The sequence below is a fragment of the Klebsiella sp. CN_Kp100 genome (genome assembly GCF_040065315.1).
GTDB lineage: Bacteria > Pseudomonadota > Gammaproteobacteria > Enterobacterales > Enterobacteriaceae > Klebsiella > Klebsiella oxytoca.
Genome location: NZ_JBEAIJ010000045.1, coordinates 76908 through 93939 on the forward strand (window position 1 = coordinate 76908; position 17032 = coordinate 93939).

Annotated in this window: 12 protein-coding genes and 4 tRNA genes; 12 read left to right on the top strand and 4 right to left on the bottom strand. The window is 54.7% G+C overall.

Features of this window, described 5'->3' with window-relative positions:
* Positions 1 to 83 precede the first annotated feature (83 nt).
* The 3 genes from tcuA to ABLV12_RS20865 are packed head-to-tail and all read left to right on the top strand — an operon-like array spanning position 84 to position 3963.
* The gene (tcuA, locus tag ABLV12_RS20855) at positions 84 to 1487 is read left to right on the top strand and encodes an FAD-dependent tricarballylate dehydrogenase TcuA (RefSeq protein WP_064397466.1); all 1404 of its coding nucleotides are present in this window, start codon (positions 84 to 86) and stop codon (positions 1485 to 1487) included.
* Positions 1474 to 2613, top strand: a complete 1140-nt coding sequence (tcuB, locus tag ABLV12_RS20860; RefSeq protein WP_064397464.1) for a tricarballylate utilization 4Fe-4S protein TcuB — start codon at positions 1474 to 1476, stop codon at positions 2611 to 2613. Before tcuA ends, tcuB begins: the two co-directional genes overlap by 14 nt.
* A 54-nt stretch (positions 2614 to 2667) precedes the next feature.
* On the top strand, positions 2668 to 3963 hold the full coding sequence (locus ABLV12_RS20865; RefSeq protein WP_064397461.1) for an MFS transporter: 1296 nt from the start codon (positions 2668 to 2670) through the stop codon (positions 3961 to 3963).
* A gap of 53 nt (positions 3964 to 4016) precedes the next feature.
* Here the strand turns inward: ABLV12_RS20865 and chiQ are convergent, their stop codons facing one another.
* The 4 genes from chiQ to nagE form a co-directional block, all read right to left on the bottom strand.
* Positions 4017 to 4349 carry a ChiQ/YbfN family lipoprotein gene (gene chiQ, locus ABLV12_RS20870; RefSeq protein ID WP_004100227.1) on the bottom strand — a complete coding sequence of 111 codons (333 nt, stop codon included), beginning with the start codon at positions 4347 to 4349 and terminating at the stop codon, positions 4017 to 4019.
* A 47-nt stretch (positions 4350 to 4396) separates the two neighbouring features.
* Positions 4397 to 5800, bottom strand: coding sequence for a chitoporin (gene chiP, locus ABLV12_RS20875; protein WP_004100225.1), 1404 nt, complete (start codon positions 5798 to 5800; stop codon positions 4397 to 4399).
* Between the two features lie 437 nt (positions 5801 to 6237).
* Positions 6238 to 7905: a glutamine--tRNA ligase gene (gene glnS, locus ABLV12_RS20880; protein ID WP_017146347.1), complete on the bottom strand. Its 1668-nt coding sequence runs from the start codon at positions 7903 to 7905 to the stop codon at positions 6238 to 6240.
* Between the two features lie 178 nt (positions 7906 to 8083).
* Positions 8084 to 10036, bottom strand: a complete 1953-nt coding sequence (gene nagE / locus ABLV12_RS20885; RefSeq protein ID WP_004100222.1) for a PTS N-acetyl glucosamine transporter subunit IIABC — start codon at positions 10034 to 10036, stop codon at positions 8084 to 8086.
* A 312-nt stretch (positions 10037 to 10348) separates the two neighbouring features.
* Here nagE and nagB point away from each other — a divergent pair, with 312 nt between their 5' ends.
* The 9 genes from nagB (at position 10349) to ABLV12_RS20930 (ending at position 16944) form a co-directional block, all read left to right on the top strand.
* Entirely contained in the window at positions 10349 to 11149 is an 801-nt protein-coding gene (gene nagB / locus ABLV12_RS20890; RefSeq protein WP_004100220.1) for a glucosamine-6-phosphate deaminase, read from the top strand.
* A gap of 60 nt (positions 11150 to 11209) precedes the next feature.
* Positions 11210 to 12358, top strand: coding sequence for an N-acetylglucosamine-6-phosphate deacetylase (nagA, locus tag ABLV12_RS20895; RefSeq protein WP_004100218.1), 1149 nt, complete (start codon positions 11210 to 11212; stop codon positions 12356 to 12358).
* 7 nt (positions 12359 to 12365) lie between these two features.
* A complete protein-coding gene (locus ABLV12_RS20900; RefSeq protein ID WP_004100216.1) occupies positions 12366 to 13586 on the top strand; it encodes an N-acetylglucosamine repressor in 1221 nt (406 codons plus the stop codon).
* Between the two features lie 45 nt (positions 13587 to 13631).
* Entirely contained in the window at positions 13632 to 14384 is a 753-nt protein-coding gene (locus ABLV12_RS20905; protein WP_004100215.1) for an HAD-IIA family hydrolase, read from the top strand.
* 278 nt (positions 14385 to 14662) lie between these two features.
* Positions 14663 to 16324, top strand: a complete 1662-nt coding sequence (gene asnB, locus ABLV12_RS20910) for an asparagine synthase B (protein ID WP_064397460.1) — start codon at positions 14663 to 14665, stop codon at positions 16322 to 16324.
* 231 nt (positions 16325 to 16555) lie between these two features.
* Positions 16556 to 16632: transfer RNA gene (locus ABLV12_RS20915), tRNA-Met, on the top strand.
* A gap of 8 nt (positions 16633 to 16640) precedes the next feature.
* Positions 16641 to 16725 (top strand) — tRNA-Leu (locus ABLV12_RS20920).
* 35 nt (positions 16726 to 16760) lie between these two features.
* A tRNA-Gln gene (locus ABLV12_RS20925) sits at positions 16761 to 16835 on the top strand.
* 34 nt (positions 16836 to 16869) lie between these two features.
* A tRNA-Gln gene (locus ABLV12_RS20930) sits at positions 16870 to 16944 on the top strand.
* The last annotated feature ends 88 nt before the right edge of the window (positions 16945 to 17032 follow it).

The following is a 17032-nucleotide window of genomic DNA, read 5'->3' on the forward strand; positions in this document are numbered from 1 at the left end:
ATACGCCATAGCGTCCTGCTGCCCTGAGAGCATACATTTCCATTACAAATTTAACAATAAAGCAAACCGTAATGGAGCCAAAAATGGTGGATGTACTGGTGATTGGCGGCGGCAACGCTGCGCTATGCGCCGCCTTGACCGCCCGGGAATCCGGCGCGTCCGTGCTGCTGCTGGAGGCCGCACCGAAAGAATGGCGCGGCGGAAACTCTCAGCACACGCGGAACCTTCGCTGTATGCACGATGCTCCGCAGGATGTGCTGGTCGACAGCTATCCGGAAGAAGAGTACTGGCAGGATCTGCTGCGCGTCACCGAGGGTAATACCAACGAAGCGCTGGCGCGGCTGGTGATCCGTACCTCATCACAGTGCCGGGACTGGATGCGCCAGCACGGAGTTAACTTTCAGCCGCCGCTCTCCGGCGCACTGCACGTCGCCCGCACCAACGCCTTTTTCATGGGCGGCGGCAAGGCTCTTATAAATGCTTATTACCGCAGCGCGGAGCAGATGGGTGTACAGATCTGCTACAACACCCCGGTCCAGGCGCTCGAATTATATAACGGCGAATTCGTCGCCGCGCTGGCGGGTGAAGAAAGGATTGCCGCAAAAACCTGCGTCCTCGCCGCCGGCGGCTTTGAGTCTAACCGCGAGTGGCTGCGCGAAGCGTGGGGACAGAACGATCGCGGCGAATGGCCAGCCGATAACTTTCTCATCCGCGGAACCCGCTTTAACCAGGGCGTGCTGCTGAAATATATGATCGACGCCGGGGCTGACGTTATCGGCGATCCCTCGCAGTCACACTGCGTCGCCATAGACGCCCGGGCACCGCTCTATGATGGCGGGATCTGCACCCGCGTGGACTGCGTATCGCTGGGCGTGGTCGTAAACCGCGACGCCGAGCGCTTTTATGATGAAGGGGAAGATTTCTGGCCCAAACGTTATGCCATCTGGGGGCGGCTGGTCGCCCACCAGCCGGGACAAATCGGCTATTCAATTATCGACAGCAAAGCGATCGGTCACTTTATGCCGCCGGTTTTTCCCGGCGCCCAGGCCAATACTATCGAAGAACTGGCTCGCCAGCTGGGGCTGGACGCGGCGCGTCTGGCGCAAACCATCGCGCACTATAACGCCGCCTGCGTGCCGGGCCAGTTCGATCATACCTGCCTTGATAACTGCGCAACATCAGGCCTGACCCCACCGAAAACCCACTGGGCGCGGCCCATCGATTCGCCGCCTTACTACGGTTACGCCTTGCGCCCGGGGATCACTTTCACCTACCTCGGACTGTACGTCAATGAATGCGCCGCCGTCCATTTTGCGGGCAAACCCAGCCGTAACCTGTTCGTTGCTGGCGAAATGATGGCCGGCAACGTGTTGGGCAAAGGCTATACCGCCGGCGTAGGCATGTCGATTGGTACGACGTTCGGCCGCATTGCCGGCCAGCAGGCCGCCCGTGCGGCACAGCAGGAGATACATCATGAAGTCGCTTGAAAAGTTGATTATCGACGCGCAGATCATCACCGAGCCGGAAGCGGAAGTTGAACGGGTGATGCAGGTCTGTAACGCCTGCCGCTATTGCGAAGGGTTTTGCGCCGTGTTTCCGGCCATGACTCAGCGCCTGGCTTTTGGTAAAGCGGATATTAACTACCTGGCCAACCTGTGCCACAACTGCGGCGCCTGCCTGCATGCCTGCCAGTATGCTCTGCCGCACGAGTTTGCCATTAATGTCCCGAAAGCGATGGCGGAAGTCCGCCTGGAAACCTATCAGCACTATGCCCAACCCGCGGCTTTCAGCAGCCTTTACCGTCGGGCCGGCGTGACCACGGTGCTGGCGCTGGTCGCCGGTTTGATCCTCTTTTTGCTATTGGCGATGGGGCTCAATGGCTCGCTGCTTCATCCACCGCTGGCCGGCGATTTTTACCGGATATTTCCCCATAACCTGCTGGCCTGGATGTTTGGCTCGGTCTTCATTCTGGCCATAGGGTTACTGATGAGCGGGGTGATCCGCTTCTGGCGCGAGATTTCACCGGGTCAGCCTCAGGCTATCGACATCGCTACAGCCTCGCATAATGCGCTCACGCTGAAGTATCTCGACGGCGGGCACGGTAAAGGCTGCAACGAGGCTGATGACGCGTTTACCCTGATGCGCCGCCGTTTCCATCACTTTACCTTCTACGGTTTTCTGCTCTGTTTCGCCGCCACCGTGGTGGCTACGGGTTATCACTATATCGCCGGCTGGGAAGCCCCCTACCCGTTCTTCAGCGTACCGGTTGTACTGGGCACGCTCGGCGGTATCGGCCTGCTGGTCGGCCCGGCGGGTTTGCTATGGCTAAACCTGCGCCGCTCGCCGCTGCACGGCGATGCGCGGCAAAAACCGATGGATCGCGGCTTTATTCTGCTGCTGTTTTTAACCAGCCTGACCGGACTGGCCCTGCTGGCAGGGCGCGATACCTCGTGGATGGGCGTCCTGCTCGCCATTCATCTCGGCGTTGTGATGGCGCTGTTTTTAACCCTGCCATACGGAAAATTTGCCCACGGATTTTATCGCTGTGCGGCGTTACTCAAGTGGGCAATTGAGAAACGGCGCGGAAAACAGGCGGCAGTCGCAGGCGACTAGTCCGCTCCTCTTACCTCTATAAAAACAAGATAAAGACAATGGAGAGCAACCCCTATGACGCAATCATCATCGCGCACCGGTACCTTCGGCGCTATTCTCCGCGTGACCAGCGGTAATTTTCTCGAGCAATTCGACTTTTTTCTGTTCGGTTTTTACGCCACCTACATCGCCAGAACGTTCTTTCCGGCGGAAAGTGAGTTTGCGGCGTTAATGCTCACCTTCGCCGTGTTTGGTTCGGGCTTCCTGATGCGCCCTATCGGGGCGATAGTGCTGGGGGCCTATATCGACAGAATCGGGCGGCGTAAAGGGCTGATGGTGACGCTGGCGATTATGGGCTGCGGGACACTGCTGATAGCACTGGTCCCCGGCTATCACGCCATCGGCGTTCTCGCCCCCATTCTGGTATTAGTCGGCCGTCTGCTGCAGGGATTCTCGGCGGGCGTAGAGCTCGGCGGCGTGTCGGTCTACCTGTCGGAAATCGCCACCCCGGGGAAAAAGGGGTTCTATACCAGCTGGCAATCCGCCAGCCAGCAGGTGGCTATCGTGGTCGCGGCGCTGATTGGCTACGCGCTGAACGAAACGCTTGGCCATGATGAGATCGCCGAATGGGGCTGGCGTATCCCCTTCTTTATTGGTTGTCTGATCATTCCGCTGATTTTTGTACTGCGGCGTTCGCTACAGGAAACCGAAGCTTTCCTGCAGCGTAAACATCGTCCTGATACCCGAGAAATCCTGAGCACGATTGTAAAAAACTGGCGCATCATCTCGGCGGGCACCTTACTGGTGGCGATGACCACGACCACTTTTTACTTTATTACCGTTTATACCCCAACCTACGGGAGAGCCGTGCTGCATCTGAGCGCTCGCGATAGCCTGCTGGTCACCATGCTGGTCGGTATCTCTAACTTTATCTGGTTACCGATTGGCGGGGCAATTTCTGACAGAATAGGCCGTCGTCCGGTGCTGATGGGCATCACCCTGCTGGCGCTGTTTACCACCTGGCCGGTGATGCACTGGCTCACCGCCGCGCCGGATTTTACCCGTATGACGCTGGTCCTGCTCTGGTTCTCGTTTTTCTTCGGTATGTATAACGGCGCGATGGTCGCGGCGCTGACCGAAGTGATGCCGGTCTACGTCCGCACCGTGGGCTTTTCGTTAGCCTTTAGCCTCGCCACCGCTATCTTTGGCGGCCTGACGCCGGCTATTTCCACCGCGCTGGTCGAGATCACCGGGGATAAAAGCTCGCCGGGCTGGTGGCTGATGTGCGCTGCGCTATGCGGACTTGCCGCAACCGCCATGCTCTTTACTCGCCTGAGCCGCAGCTATCAGCCAGCAGAAATACCCCGCTAAAATAGCCGCGGGCGGAGTTTACGCTCCGCCCGCTTTGCCCGTCTCCGCCTGGATTAACGGGGCGTATTGTTGCTACGGATCTCTTTCCAGAGCTGGTCGCAGCGCGCCTGCACGGCCTGATCGTTACCGGTTTTGCGCGCCTGGATACACTGTTGATAGTCCAGCACCCGCACGCTTTCCTGGGTGGCGAACTGCTGGTGCTGTTTCTCCTGCTTAAGCACGTTCAGTACGCTCTGACAGGCTTCAACCTTATCCGGGTTCCCCTCCGCGCTAGTAATGCAGGCGCTGTAGGCGTCTCTCAACTTTGAGTCTTCTTTCGGCGCTGGCGACTGCGTACAGGCAACCAGACCTGTTGCCATAATGGCGACAAGCAGTAACTTCTTCATAAATAACCTCGGGATATTGCGGCAGGCTCACGCCCGCCGCTCAGGCATCAGAAAATGGTGAACGGTGCGATAACCATGAACTTCACGTCGCGCTCATCCTGGAAGATGTTGCCGTAACCGCCGCTCCAGCTCGGGATATCGGAGTGGTTGTCGTATTGCGTAAAGTGGAGTTTGAACAGCGTGCCCTTCGCGCGCCCTTCCTGAACGGTATACATGGCGTCCAGGCTATAGGCGGACTCTTCCAGGCGTTTATCCGGGTTGTAGTAAGCATCTGGCGAGGACATTCTGCCCGGCTTCGCATCCCAGGCATAGACATAGGATGCGCCAAAGGCCCACCCCGGCATGTTCCAGTTCTTCATGTCATACATCGCGCCGAAGAACACCGCTTTTTCACCGTTGGCGTTGAAGTCCGAGCGGTTATCCCACCAGATATCCAGCCGACCGTTAGAAGAGGCGTAGGTTGGCGTCATACGCTGCAGGAAGTAGCCCTGCTGGCCGTCAGCTTTAACCCAGGTTCCTTCCAGACGCAGGTCCAGCACGTCGGCCACCTTATAGCCAAAGGTCAATGCCTGCAGCCACGCGGTGCCGTCATAAATATCGTTAGCCCCGCCGTTGCTGACTTTATCGCGGGTGCCGTAGAACTGATAGCTGGTGGTTAACGGCGTGCCTGCAACATCAAATTTATAGCTGGCTTTGGCAAAATACTGGTCGATGTAACCCTGGGCCTGACCAAATGCTGCTTCCAGCACCAGGTCGTTTTTAAAATCATATTTGGCGCCGAGAGAGTGAAGGTAATCCACCTTGGTTTTCTTATCGTTCTGGTAAAACTCATCCATCTCAATATGCCACGGCGCTTTATACTCGTTCGTCCACATATAGGAGAAACTCAGCGCGCCCGCGTCGCCATAGTCAAAATTAGCGCCGGCTTCCGCGCCCTGATAGGTGCCGGGCATAAAGCTCCAGTGCGGAGCCAGCAGCGTTTGGCCGGTTGGCTGAATATAGCCCGCGCGCGCCCACGCCGGACCAAATTTAAATTTTGCGGCAGCTTTATACAGGCTGATCCCGCTCTTATCGCCGGAATAGTCTTCGTCGTAGGTTTTATTGCGCGAGGAGAAAGCGATTTCGTTCGGGTGACCGCTCTCGCTGCTTTCGCCCATTTCGATGGCGGTAAAGGCAGCAACGTCAATGCCGAACATATCGGCGGCGTAGCCGGACTGGAAGTCGAGGTTGGCGTTCCAGGTAGAGTGCGACAGGTTAGTTTTATATTTGTCGCCGTCGGTCACATCTTTACGGTCGCGTTCACGTTGCCAGTAATAGATGCCGCCGGTTAACGTTGAATCATCAATGAACCCTTCTGCTTTTGCATCCGGCACCATTGCAAATCCTGACAGGGCTGTGACACCGGCAATAGCCAGCGCCAGCGTACTACGTTTGCCACTAAACGTACGCATATGCATATCCTCTTTGACGTTTTAAAAGTGCGGTTACCAGGGGCAACACGCAAAAAATAAAATAAAAATACTTTAAAAGTGGTGCGGTAAAAATTCGCATAACCACTGGGTATAGACTATTTTTCGTGACGCGAATTATCAATCTCTTTCGCCGACCAAAGATGAAGATTATGACAAAGCGCACATAATTTATGTCTTTTTGTTTCAGTCTTAGAAGTCACACATTTAGCGGGGGAAGTACTTGCAAAAACTGACAAAATTAAGAGAAATGGAAGCGATTACATATTTCCAGGGGATAAAGAGAAAGGGTTAAAAATCGCGTTTATTACAATCTGTAAACAAGATTAATTCGCATCGCGAAAATATGAGATTTTAATTCTCTGATTCTGAATAAAAAAAACGCCGCTGTAAGCGGCGTTGTCATTCGCGGCGGAGAATTACGCGCCGGCTTTTGCCCATGTATCGCGCAGACCGACGGTGCGGTTAAACACCAGATTGGTTGCGGTTGCATAGCGGCTATCCAGGCAGAAATACCCTTCGCGCTCGAACTGATACGCTTTTTCCGGCTGCGCCTGCGCCAGGCTTGGCTCGGCAAAACCCTGTTTGATAACCAGCGATTCCGGGTTCATCACCGAGAGGAAATCCTCCGCCGCGCCCGGGTTCGGTACGCTGAACAGGCGATCGTACAGACGGATTTCGACCGGCAGCGCGTGCGCCGCGCTCACCCAGTGAATCACGCCCTTCACCTTGCGGCCGTCGGCCGGATCTTTGCTCAGGGTGTCGGCATCATAGGTACAGAAAATCGTGGTGATATTGCCTTCCGCATCTTTCTCCACGCGCTCCGCTTTGATGACGTAAGCATTGCGCAGGCGAACTTCTTTGCCCAGCACCAGACGCTTGTACTGCTTGTTCGCTTCCTCGCGGAAATCGGCGCGATCGATCCAGATTTCGCCGCTGAACGGCACCTCGCGGCTGCCCATCTCCGGTTTATTGGGATGATTCGGCATAGTGACGATTTCGCTGCCGCCCTGCGGATAGTTTTCGATCACCAGCTTAACCGGGTCGATAACGGCCATGGCACGCGGAGCATTTTCGTTCAAATCTTCGCGGATGCAGGATTCCAGGGCAGCGATTTCGATAGTGTTGTCCTGCTTGGTCACGCCGATGCGTTTGCAGAACTCGCGGATAGACTCTGCGGTATAGCCGCGACGGCGCAGGCCGGAAATGGTCGGCATACGCGGGTCATCCCAGCCTTCGACGTGTTTTTCCGTCACGAGCTGATTCAACTTACGCTTGGACATCACGGTGTATTCAAGGTTGAGGCGCGAGAATTCATACTGACGCGGATGCACGGGAATGCTGATGTTATCCAGCACCCAATCGTACAGGCGGCGGTTATCCTGAAACTCGAGAGTACACAGAGAGTGGGTAATTCCTTCCAGCGCATCGCTGATGCAGTGGGTAAAGTCGTACATCGGGTAGATGCACCACTTGCTTCCGGTCTGATGGTGATCGGCAAACTTAATACGGTACAGTACCGGATCGCGCATCACGATAAACGGCGAAGCCATATCGATTTTCGCGCGCAGGCAGGCTTTACCCTCGGCAAATCCACCGCTACGCATTTTTTCAAACAGCGCCAGGTTCTCTTCCACGCTGCGATCGCGATACGGGCTATTTTTACCCGGCTCTTTCAGGGTGCCGCGGTACTCACGGATCTCATCTGCTGACAGTTCATCAACGTAGGCCAGGCCTTTATTGATTAATTCAACCGCATACTGGTGCAGCTGATCGAAATAATCAGACGAGTAGCAAACATCCCCGGACCAGTGGAAACCTAACCACTGCACGTCGTTTTTAATCGACTCAACGTATTCGATATCTTCTTTCACCGGGTTGGTGTCATCGAAACGCAGGTTGCATTGGCCCTGGTAATCCTGAGCGATACCAAAGTTCAGGCAAATGGATTTTGCGTGGCCAATGTGCAGATAGCCGTTCGGTTCCGGTGGAAAACGGGTATGAACGGTGGTGTGCTTACCAGTAGCCAGATCTTCATCAATGATCTGACGAATAAAGTTAGTCGGGCGGGCTTCTGCCTCACTCATCGTGGGTTCCTCAAAGCGTAAACAACGTATAACGGCACATGATCTTACAAGCAGGGCGTAGAGACAACTATTAGTTACGCAAAATACGTATCAGAAGGAGATTATGGGGTTGTTTGCGGTAAAAAAAAGCGGCGCAGGTTTCGCTGCGCCGCCGAGGCATAAACGCCACTCAGGAGTCTTATTTGCCTTTAATTTCGTACAACGGCGTCTGGCCCGCTACAACCTTGCCGGTTGCCTGGATAACCAGCGCGCTGTAGTCGTCGCTGTTGCTGCATACGACCGGGCTAATCATCGAACGTGCGTTAGCGTTCAGGAACTCAAGATCCAGTTCCAGAATCGGCTGACCCGCTTTCACTTCCGCGCCCTCTTCCACCAGGCGTTTAAAGCCCTGGCCGTTAAGCGCAACGGTATCGATACCCATATGGACGACGATTTCCGCGCCGTTTTCCGTCTCCAGACAGAAAGCATGGTTAGTGTTGAAAATCTTCACTACGGTGCCCGCTGCCGGCGCAACAACAATCTTATCGGTCGGTTTCACCGCCACGCCGTCGCCGACAGCTTTGCTGGCGAAGGCTTCATCCGGCACCTGCTCCAGGGCCACAATGTCGCCAGTAATCGGCGAAACCAGCGCTTCGACGGTTTTCGCGTTAGCGACGGCCTGCGGTTTAGCGGCCGGAGCGGCTGCGGGCGCGCTGTTTGAAGTCGCTGCTGCTGCGGCAACCGGGCCGCGGGCAACCACTTTCTTCATTTCATCACCGACGGATTCGGCTTTCGCACCGACGATAACCTGGATGGTCTGCTTGTTCAGTTTAACCACACCGGAAGCACCGAGGCGCTTACAGGCCGCATCGTTTACCAGCGCGGAGTCCGCAACGGTCAGGCGCAGGCGGGTAATGCAGGCATCGATCGCTTTCAGGTTATCGGTACCGCCAACCGCCGCAATGTAGTTGGTCGCCAGCTGGGTTAAGCCCTCTTCGGTATTGCTGTTGGCTTCTTCAGTGACCACATCATCCACTTTATCTTCACGACCCGGCGTTTTCAGATTGAACATGCGGATTACCGCGCTGAACAGCAGGAAGTAGATAACGAAGAAGACAACACCCATCACAATCAGCATCCAGACGTTCTTGCTGGCTGCCGGCAGGCTGTACATCAGAACATAGTCGATAGCGCCTGCAGAGAAAGAGAAGCCCGCATGGATACCCAGCGCCGTCGCAACGAACAGGCTGATGCCGGTCAGGATAGCGTGCAGGAGATACAGCAGCGGCGCCAGGAACATGAACAGGAATTCCAGCGGCTCAGTCACACCGGTCAGGAATGCGGTGATGGCAACCGACAGCAGCATACCGCCGACCATAGGACGACGCTCTTTAGGCGCCGCGAAGTACATCGCCAGCGCCGCGCCCGGCAGACCGAACATCATGATCGGGAAGAAGCCGGACATGAACATCCCCGCGGTGCCGTCACCGGCATAGAAGCGGTTGATATCACCGTGGAATACCGCGCCAGCAGCGTTAGTGAACTCACCAATCTGGAACCAGGCGATGGTGTTCAGCACCTGGTGCAGACCCGTCGGGATCAGCAGACGGTTGATGAAACCAAAGATACCGGAGCCGAGCGCGCCCGCGCCGACAATCCATTCACCACCAGCATGGATGGCGTTCTGCACCGGCGGCCAGACGTAGCCGAAGATGGCTGCCAGTACCAGACAGAAGAAGCCGGTTGCGATCGGCACAAAGCGTTTGCCGCCGAAGAAGCTCAGGAAGTCAGGCAGTTTAATGCCCGACCAGCGGTTATACACGGCGCCGCCGACCAGACCGGTAATGATACCTGCCAGGACGCCCATGTTGATGGCCGGGTTGATGGTGACCATCGCTTTAGTCAATACGAAGTAACCTACCGCCCCCGCCAGCGCTGCGGCACCGGCGCTGTCTTTCGACCAGCTGGATGCAACACCGATAGCGAAAATCAGCGCCAGGTTATCAAAGATTGCCCCGCCCGCCTGCGCGATAAACGAAATGTTAAGCAGATCGGGTTGCCCGAATCGCAGCAGCAGCGCCGCGACCGGCAGCACTGCGATAGGGAGCTGTAACGCCCTACCGAGTCGCTGGAAAAAACCTAAAATATTCATCTTATTCCCCCTATGAGACCCCGTTGAGGCTCATTAAAGCCACTTTATTATTGTGTAACCTGGTTAAATTTTTAACTTACCTGCAAAGTGTCTGAAAAATTAATTCGTCTCGCAAATTAAATGGCTATTTTTTGTGACAATAGTCACCAAATATCGTATTCACCTCCGCCTTTGACTGGCTAACAACGAAAACTTATTTTATCATTCAAAAAATCAACACGGATTGACCCCGGTCGGCGCAGTAACTGCAATACTCTTACTAGTATGCTGGCGCCAATCCGCCAGGTTCTAATTTAACTATTGAGGTGAACAATGAGACTGATCCCCCTGGTAACTGCTGAACAAGTCGGTAAATGGGCTGCCCGGCATATCGTTAACCGCATCAACGCGTTCAAACCGACTGCAGACCGTCCGTTTGTCCTCGGTCTGCCTACCGGCGGTACGCCTCTGACCGCTTATAAAGCGCTGGTTGAGATGCACAAAGCAGGCCAGGTTAGTTTTAAGCATGTTGTGACCTTCAACATGGATGAGTACGTTGGTCTGCCGAAAGATCACCCGGAAAGCTATCATAGCTTTATGCACCGCAACTTCTTTGATCACGTTGATATCCCGGCGGAAAATATTAATCTGCTGAATGGTAACGCGCCGGATATTGATGCAGAATGCCGTCGTTATGAAGAAAAAATTCGTTCTTACGGTAAAATCCACCTGTTTATGGGCGGCGTGGGTAACGATGGTCACATCGCTTTTAACGAACCAGCCTCTTCTCTGGCTTCACGCACGCGTATTAAAACCCTGACCCACGATACTCGCGTAGCGAACTCCCGCTTCTTCGACGGCGACGTTGATCAGGTGCCGAAGTACGCGCTGACCGTTGGCGTGGGGACCCTGCTGGACGCGGAAGAAGTGATGATTCTGGTACTGGGCCATCAGAAAGCGCTGGCGCTGCAGGCGGCGGTTGAAGGCAACGTTAACCATATGTGGACTATTACCTGTCTGCAGCTGCATCCGAAAGCCGTTGTGGTCTGCGATGAGCCGTCCACCATGGAACTAAAAGTTAAGACCCTGAAATATTTCAACGAATTAGAAGCTGAAAACATCAAAGGTCTGTAATGTAGTCTCGTCCCGCGGCTGCCCCCGCGGGACAATCATTTTTGATAACCGGGGGTCGTAATGTATGCATTAACCCAAGGCCGGATTTATACCGGTCATGAAATTCTGGATGACCATGCGATTGTTATCGCCAATGGCCTTATCGAACGTATCTGTCCTCAAACAGAGCTGCCAACCGGTATCGAACAGCGCTCGGTTGATGGTGCAATCCTTGCCCCCGGTTTTATCGACGTCCAGCTTAACGGCTGCGGCGGCGTGCAGTTTAACGACACGGCGGACGCGGTGACCGTTGAAACGCTGGAAATTATGCAGAAAGCCAATGAACGCTCCGGCTGCACCAGCTATTTGCCCACCCTGATTACCGCCAGCGATGATCTGATGAAGCAGGGCGTGCGCGTGATGCGTGAATACCTGCAAAAACATCCTCACCAGGCGCTGGGTCTGCATCTTGAAGGCCCGTGGCTGAATATTGTTAAAAAAGGCACCCACAATCCGGACTACGTACGTAAGCCGGATGCCGCGCTGGTCGATTTCCTGTGTCAAAACGCGGATGTCATCACCAAAATCACCCTGGCGCCGGAACGCGTGGAACCAGAAGTGATCCGTAAACTGGTCGCGGCAGGCATCATCGTTTCCGCCGGTCACTCCAACGCGACGCTCAAAGAAGCAAAAGTCGGCTTCCGCTCCGGCATCACTTTCGCTACCCATCTGTTTAACGCCATGCCGTATATCACCGGCCGCGAACCGGGTCTCGCCGGCGCGATTTTCGACGAGCCGGATGTCTACTGCGGTATTATCGTCGATGGTATGCACGTCGATTACGCTAACGTTCGCCTCGCTAAACGCCTGAAAGGCGATAAGCTGTGTCTCGTTACTGATGCAACGGCTCCGGCAGGCGCCAATATTGAGCAGTTCATTTTTGCTGGTAAAACAATATACTACCGGAACGGCCTGTGCGTAGATGAGAACGGTACCCTCAGCGGGTCTTCATTGACCATGATTGAAGGGGTGCGTAACCTCGTTGAGCATTGCGGCATCGCGCTGGACGAAGCGTTACGTATGGCAACGCTCTACCCTTCCCGTGCGATTGGCGTAGACAAACAGTTGGGCTGCATTGCCCCGGGGATGGTCGCTAACCTGACCGCATTTACCCGCGACTATAAAATCACCAAGACCATCGTTAATGGTAACGAGGTCGTCACTGAGTAAGTAAAGTATGACAGCAGGCGGACAGGCTCAAATTGGTAACGTCGATCTCGTAAAACAGCTGAACAGCGCGGCCGTTTATCGGCTCATCGATCAGCACGGCCCCATCTCGCGTATCCAGATTGCGGAACAAAGCCAGCTTGCCCCTGCCAGCGTAACGAAAATTACGCGTCAGCTTATTGAACGCGGGCTGATCAAAGAAGTCGATCAGCAGGCCTCCACCGGGGGCCGCCGCGCTATCTCCATCGTTGCTGAAACCCGCAGCTTCCACGCCATCGGCGTACGCCTGGGCCGCTATGACGCCACCCTGACGCTCTATGATTTGAGCAGCAAAACGCTTGAAGAAGAGCACTACCCGCTGCCGGAAAGAACCCAGGAAACCCTGGAACACGCGCTGCTAAATATCATTGCCGCCTTTATGGAGCGCTGCCAGCGTAAAATCCGCGAACTGATCGCCATCTCGGTGATCCTGCCGGGACTGGTCGATCCGGAAAGCGGCGTCATTCGCTACATGCCGCACATCCAGGTTGAAAACTGGGGTCTGGTCGAAGCGCTGGAAAAAAAGTTTAAGGTCACCTGTTTTGTCGGTCACGATATCCGTAGCCTCGCGCTGGCGGAGCACTACTTCGGTGCGAGCCACGACTGCGAAGACTCCATTCTGGTGCGCGTACACCGCGGAACCGGCGCGGGGATCATCTCCAACGGGCGGATTTTTATTGGCCGTAACGGTAACGTCGGCGAAATCGGCCATATTCAGGTCGACCCCTTAGGCGAGCGCTGCCACTGCGGTAACTTCGGTTGTCTGGAGACCGTCGCCGCCAACGCGGCAATTGAACATCGCGTTCGTCATCTGCTGGAACAGGGTTATCAGAGCAAAATCTCCCTCGATGACTGTACGATCAAAACGATCTGTAAAGCCGCGAATAAAGGCGATGCGCTGGCCTGCGAGGTGATCGAGCACGTTGGCCGTCATCTGGGTAAAACTATCGCCATCGCCATTAACCTGTTTAATCCGCAAAAAGTGGTGATTGCCGGTGAGATCGTCGAAGCGGAAAAAGTGCTGTTGCCGGCTATTGAAGGCTGCATTAACACCCAGGCGCTGAAGGCATTCCGTAAAAATCTGCCGGTGGTCCGTTCTACGCTCGATCATCGTTCTGCCATCGGCGCTTTTGCTCTGGTCAAGCGCGCGATGCTTAACGGGATCCTGCTCCAGCGTTTGCTGGAAAGCTAAAGCCGCTTTATAGTTTCGCCTTTCTTTAACGATGTCGGACAGTCCATGACCATTCAAAACGTAATTTGTGATATTGACGGCGTGCTGATGCACGACAATGTGGCCGTACCGGGCGCCGCCGAATTCATCAAGCGCATTCTCGAAAAAGAGATGCCGCTGGTGATGCTGACTAACTACCCTTCGCAGACCGGCCAGGACCTGGCGAACCGCTTTGCGACCGCCGGAATTGATGTCCCTGATACCGCCTTTTATACCTCAGCGATGGCCACGGCGGATTTTCTGCGCCGTCAGGAAGGTAAAAAAGCCTATGTGGTCGGCGAAGGCGCGCTGATTCACGAACTGTACAAAGCCGGCTTTACCATCACTGACGTCAATCCTGATTTCGTTATCGTCGGTGAGACCCGATCCTTTAACTGGGAGATGATGCATAAAGCGGCGTTTTTTGTTGCCAACGGCGCGCGCTTTATCGCCACTAACCCGGATACGCACGGCCGCGGCTACTATCCGGCCTGCGGCGCGCTGTGCGCCGGCATCGAGAAAATCTCCGGGCGTAAGCCGTTCTATGTCGGTAAACCAAGCCCGTGGATCATCCGCTCCGCGCTGAATAAAATGCAGGCGCATTCGGAACAAACGGTTATCGTCGGCGATAATCTGCGCACGGATATTCTGGCGGGCTTCCAGGCCGGTCTGGAAACTATCCTGGTGCTTTCGGGCGTTGCCACGCTCGATGATATCGACAGCATGCCGTTCCGCCCCTCATGGATTTACCCTTCCGTTGCGGAAATTGATATTTTCTGAATAAAACCACGTCTCAGGACGTGGTTTTTCTCTTTTAAAGCCCCAAAAAAGCCCTTCATCTAATAAAAAACCCTCATTATTAGATATCATTCAATGAAAGTGCTTAAAACATGCTCTTTTTTCACTATCCAGCAATCGTCATTGCATTATTTCCTTTTCCAGCCGTAAAACCCTTGCGCCCTCCGCCCCTTTGCGGCATTTTCTTAAGCACGCACCAGGGCTTCGCAACGAGACGAAGCCTGCACAACATCAAATAAGACAGGGTAACGGAGAAGGCTATGTGTTCGATTTTTGGCGTACTGGATATTAAAACTGACGCAGGCGAGCTGCGTAAAAAGGCACTGGAACTCTCCCGCCTGATGCGCCACCGCGGTCCGGACTGGTCCGGCATCTATGCCTGCGATAAAGCCATTCTGGCGCATGAACGCCTGTCAATCGTTGACGTGAACGCCGGCGCACAGCCGCTGTATAATGCCGCAAAAACGCACGCGCTCGCCGTCAACGGGGAAATCTACAACCACCAGGCGCTGCGCGCGGAATACGGCGATCGCTATGCCTTCCAGACCGGTTCCGACTGCGAAGTCATCCTCGCGCTGTATCAGGAAAAAGGTCCGGACTTCCTCGACGATCTGCAGGGAATGTTTGCTTTCGCGCTCTACGACAGTGAAAAAGACGCGTACCTGATTGGTCGCGACCACATCGGGATTATCCCGCTGTATATGGGCCACGACGAACACGGCAACTTCTACGTCGCTTCGGAAATGAAAGCGCTGGTACCGGTCTGCCGCACGATTAAAGAGTTCCCGGCAGGCAGCTACCTGTGGAGCAAAGATGGCGAAATTCGCCAGTACTATCAGCGCGACTGGTTCGACTATGACGCGGTGAAAGACAACGTCACGGACAAAAACGAACTGCGTCAGGCGCTGGAAGAGTCGGTGAAAAGCCACCTGATGTCCGATGTTCCGTACGGCGTACTGCTCTCCGGCGGCCTGGACTCATCGGTAATTTCCGCTATCACCAAGAAATTTGCCGCCCGCCGCGTCGAGGATCAGGAAAAATCCGAAGCCTGGTGGCCGCAGCTGCACTCTTTCGCCGTTGGGCTGGAAGGCGCCCCCGATCTGAAAGCCGCGCAGGAAGTGGCTAACCATCTGGGTACCGTGCATCACGAGATCCACTTTACGGTCCAGGAAGGGCTGGACGCGATTCGCGATGTTATCTATCACATTGAAACTTACGATGTCACCACCATCCGCGCTTCGACGCCGATGTATCTGATGTCGCGTAAAATCAAAGCGATGGGCATCAAAATGGTGCTCTCCGGCGAGGGTTCTGATGAAGTGTTCGGCGGCTATCTCTATTTCCATAAAGCGCCAAACGCCAAAGAGCTGCACGAAGAGACGGTACGCAAACTGCAGGCGCTGCACATGTTCGACTGCGCCCGTGCGAACAAGGCGATGTCCGCCTGGGGCGTTGAAGCCCGCGTGCCGTTCCTCGATAAGAAGTTCCTTGATGTGGCAATGCGTATCAACCCGCAGGATAAAATGTGCGGCAACGGTAAAATGGAAAAACATATTCTGCGCGAATGTTTTGAATCTTATCTGCCAGCAAGCGTCGCCTGGCGGCAGAAAGAGCAGTTCTCTGACGGCGTCGGTTACAGCTGGATCGACACCTTAAAAGAGGTGGCCGCTGAACAAATTTCCGATCAGCAGTTGGAAACGGCCAGCTTCCGCTTCCCGTACAACACGCCATCGTCGAAAGAAGCCTATCTGTATCGTGAGATCTTTGAAGAGCTCTTCCCGGTACCGAGCGCCGCAGAATGCGTGCCTGGCGGCCCGTCCGTCGCCTGCTCCTCCGCAAAAGCGATCGAGTGGGATGAATCTTTCAAAAAAATGAACGATCCGTCCGGACGCGCGGTGGGCGTACACCAGTCGGCCTACTAAGCCTCGTTTTTTGCCAAACGGACTCTTCGGAGTCCGTTTTTACTTTGAGCCTTATTTAAGCCGCTAAAAACGATAAATAACCAATAATTGCCGATTATTGCGCCACGCTGTTCGCAACCTAACCAAACAGTTACTTTCAGCCCATTTTCAATGAAAAAGAGGTTGACGCTTCAAAGCTCAATACGCATAATGCGCCCCGCAACGCCGATAAGGTAACGCGAAAAAAAATATGGCTACGTAGCTCAGCTGGTTAGAGCACATCACTCATAATGATGGGGTCACAGGTTCGAATCCCGTCGTAGCCACCATCTTTTTTGCGGGAGTGGCGAAATTGGTAGACGCACCAGATTTAGGTTCTGGCGCCGCAAGGTGTGCGAGTTCAAGTCTCGCCTCCCGCACCATTTACTTGTTCGCGTTGTAAGTAAAAGTTTTTTGTTGGGGTATCGCCAAGCGGTAAGGCACCGGTTTTTGATACCGGCATTCCCTGGTTCGAATCCAGGTACCCCAGCCATATTTTCGATGTTTGCGGTTCACCGCGACGGTATTGGGGTATCGCCAAGCGGTAAGGCACCGGTTTTTGATACCGGCATTCCCTGGTTCGAATCCAGGTACCCCAGCCATATTTTCGATGTTTGCGGTTCACCGCGACGGTATTGGGGTATCGCCAAGCGGTAAGGCACCGGTTTTTGATACCGGCATTCCCTGGTT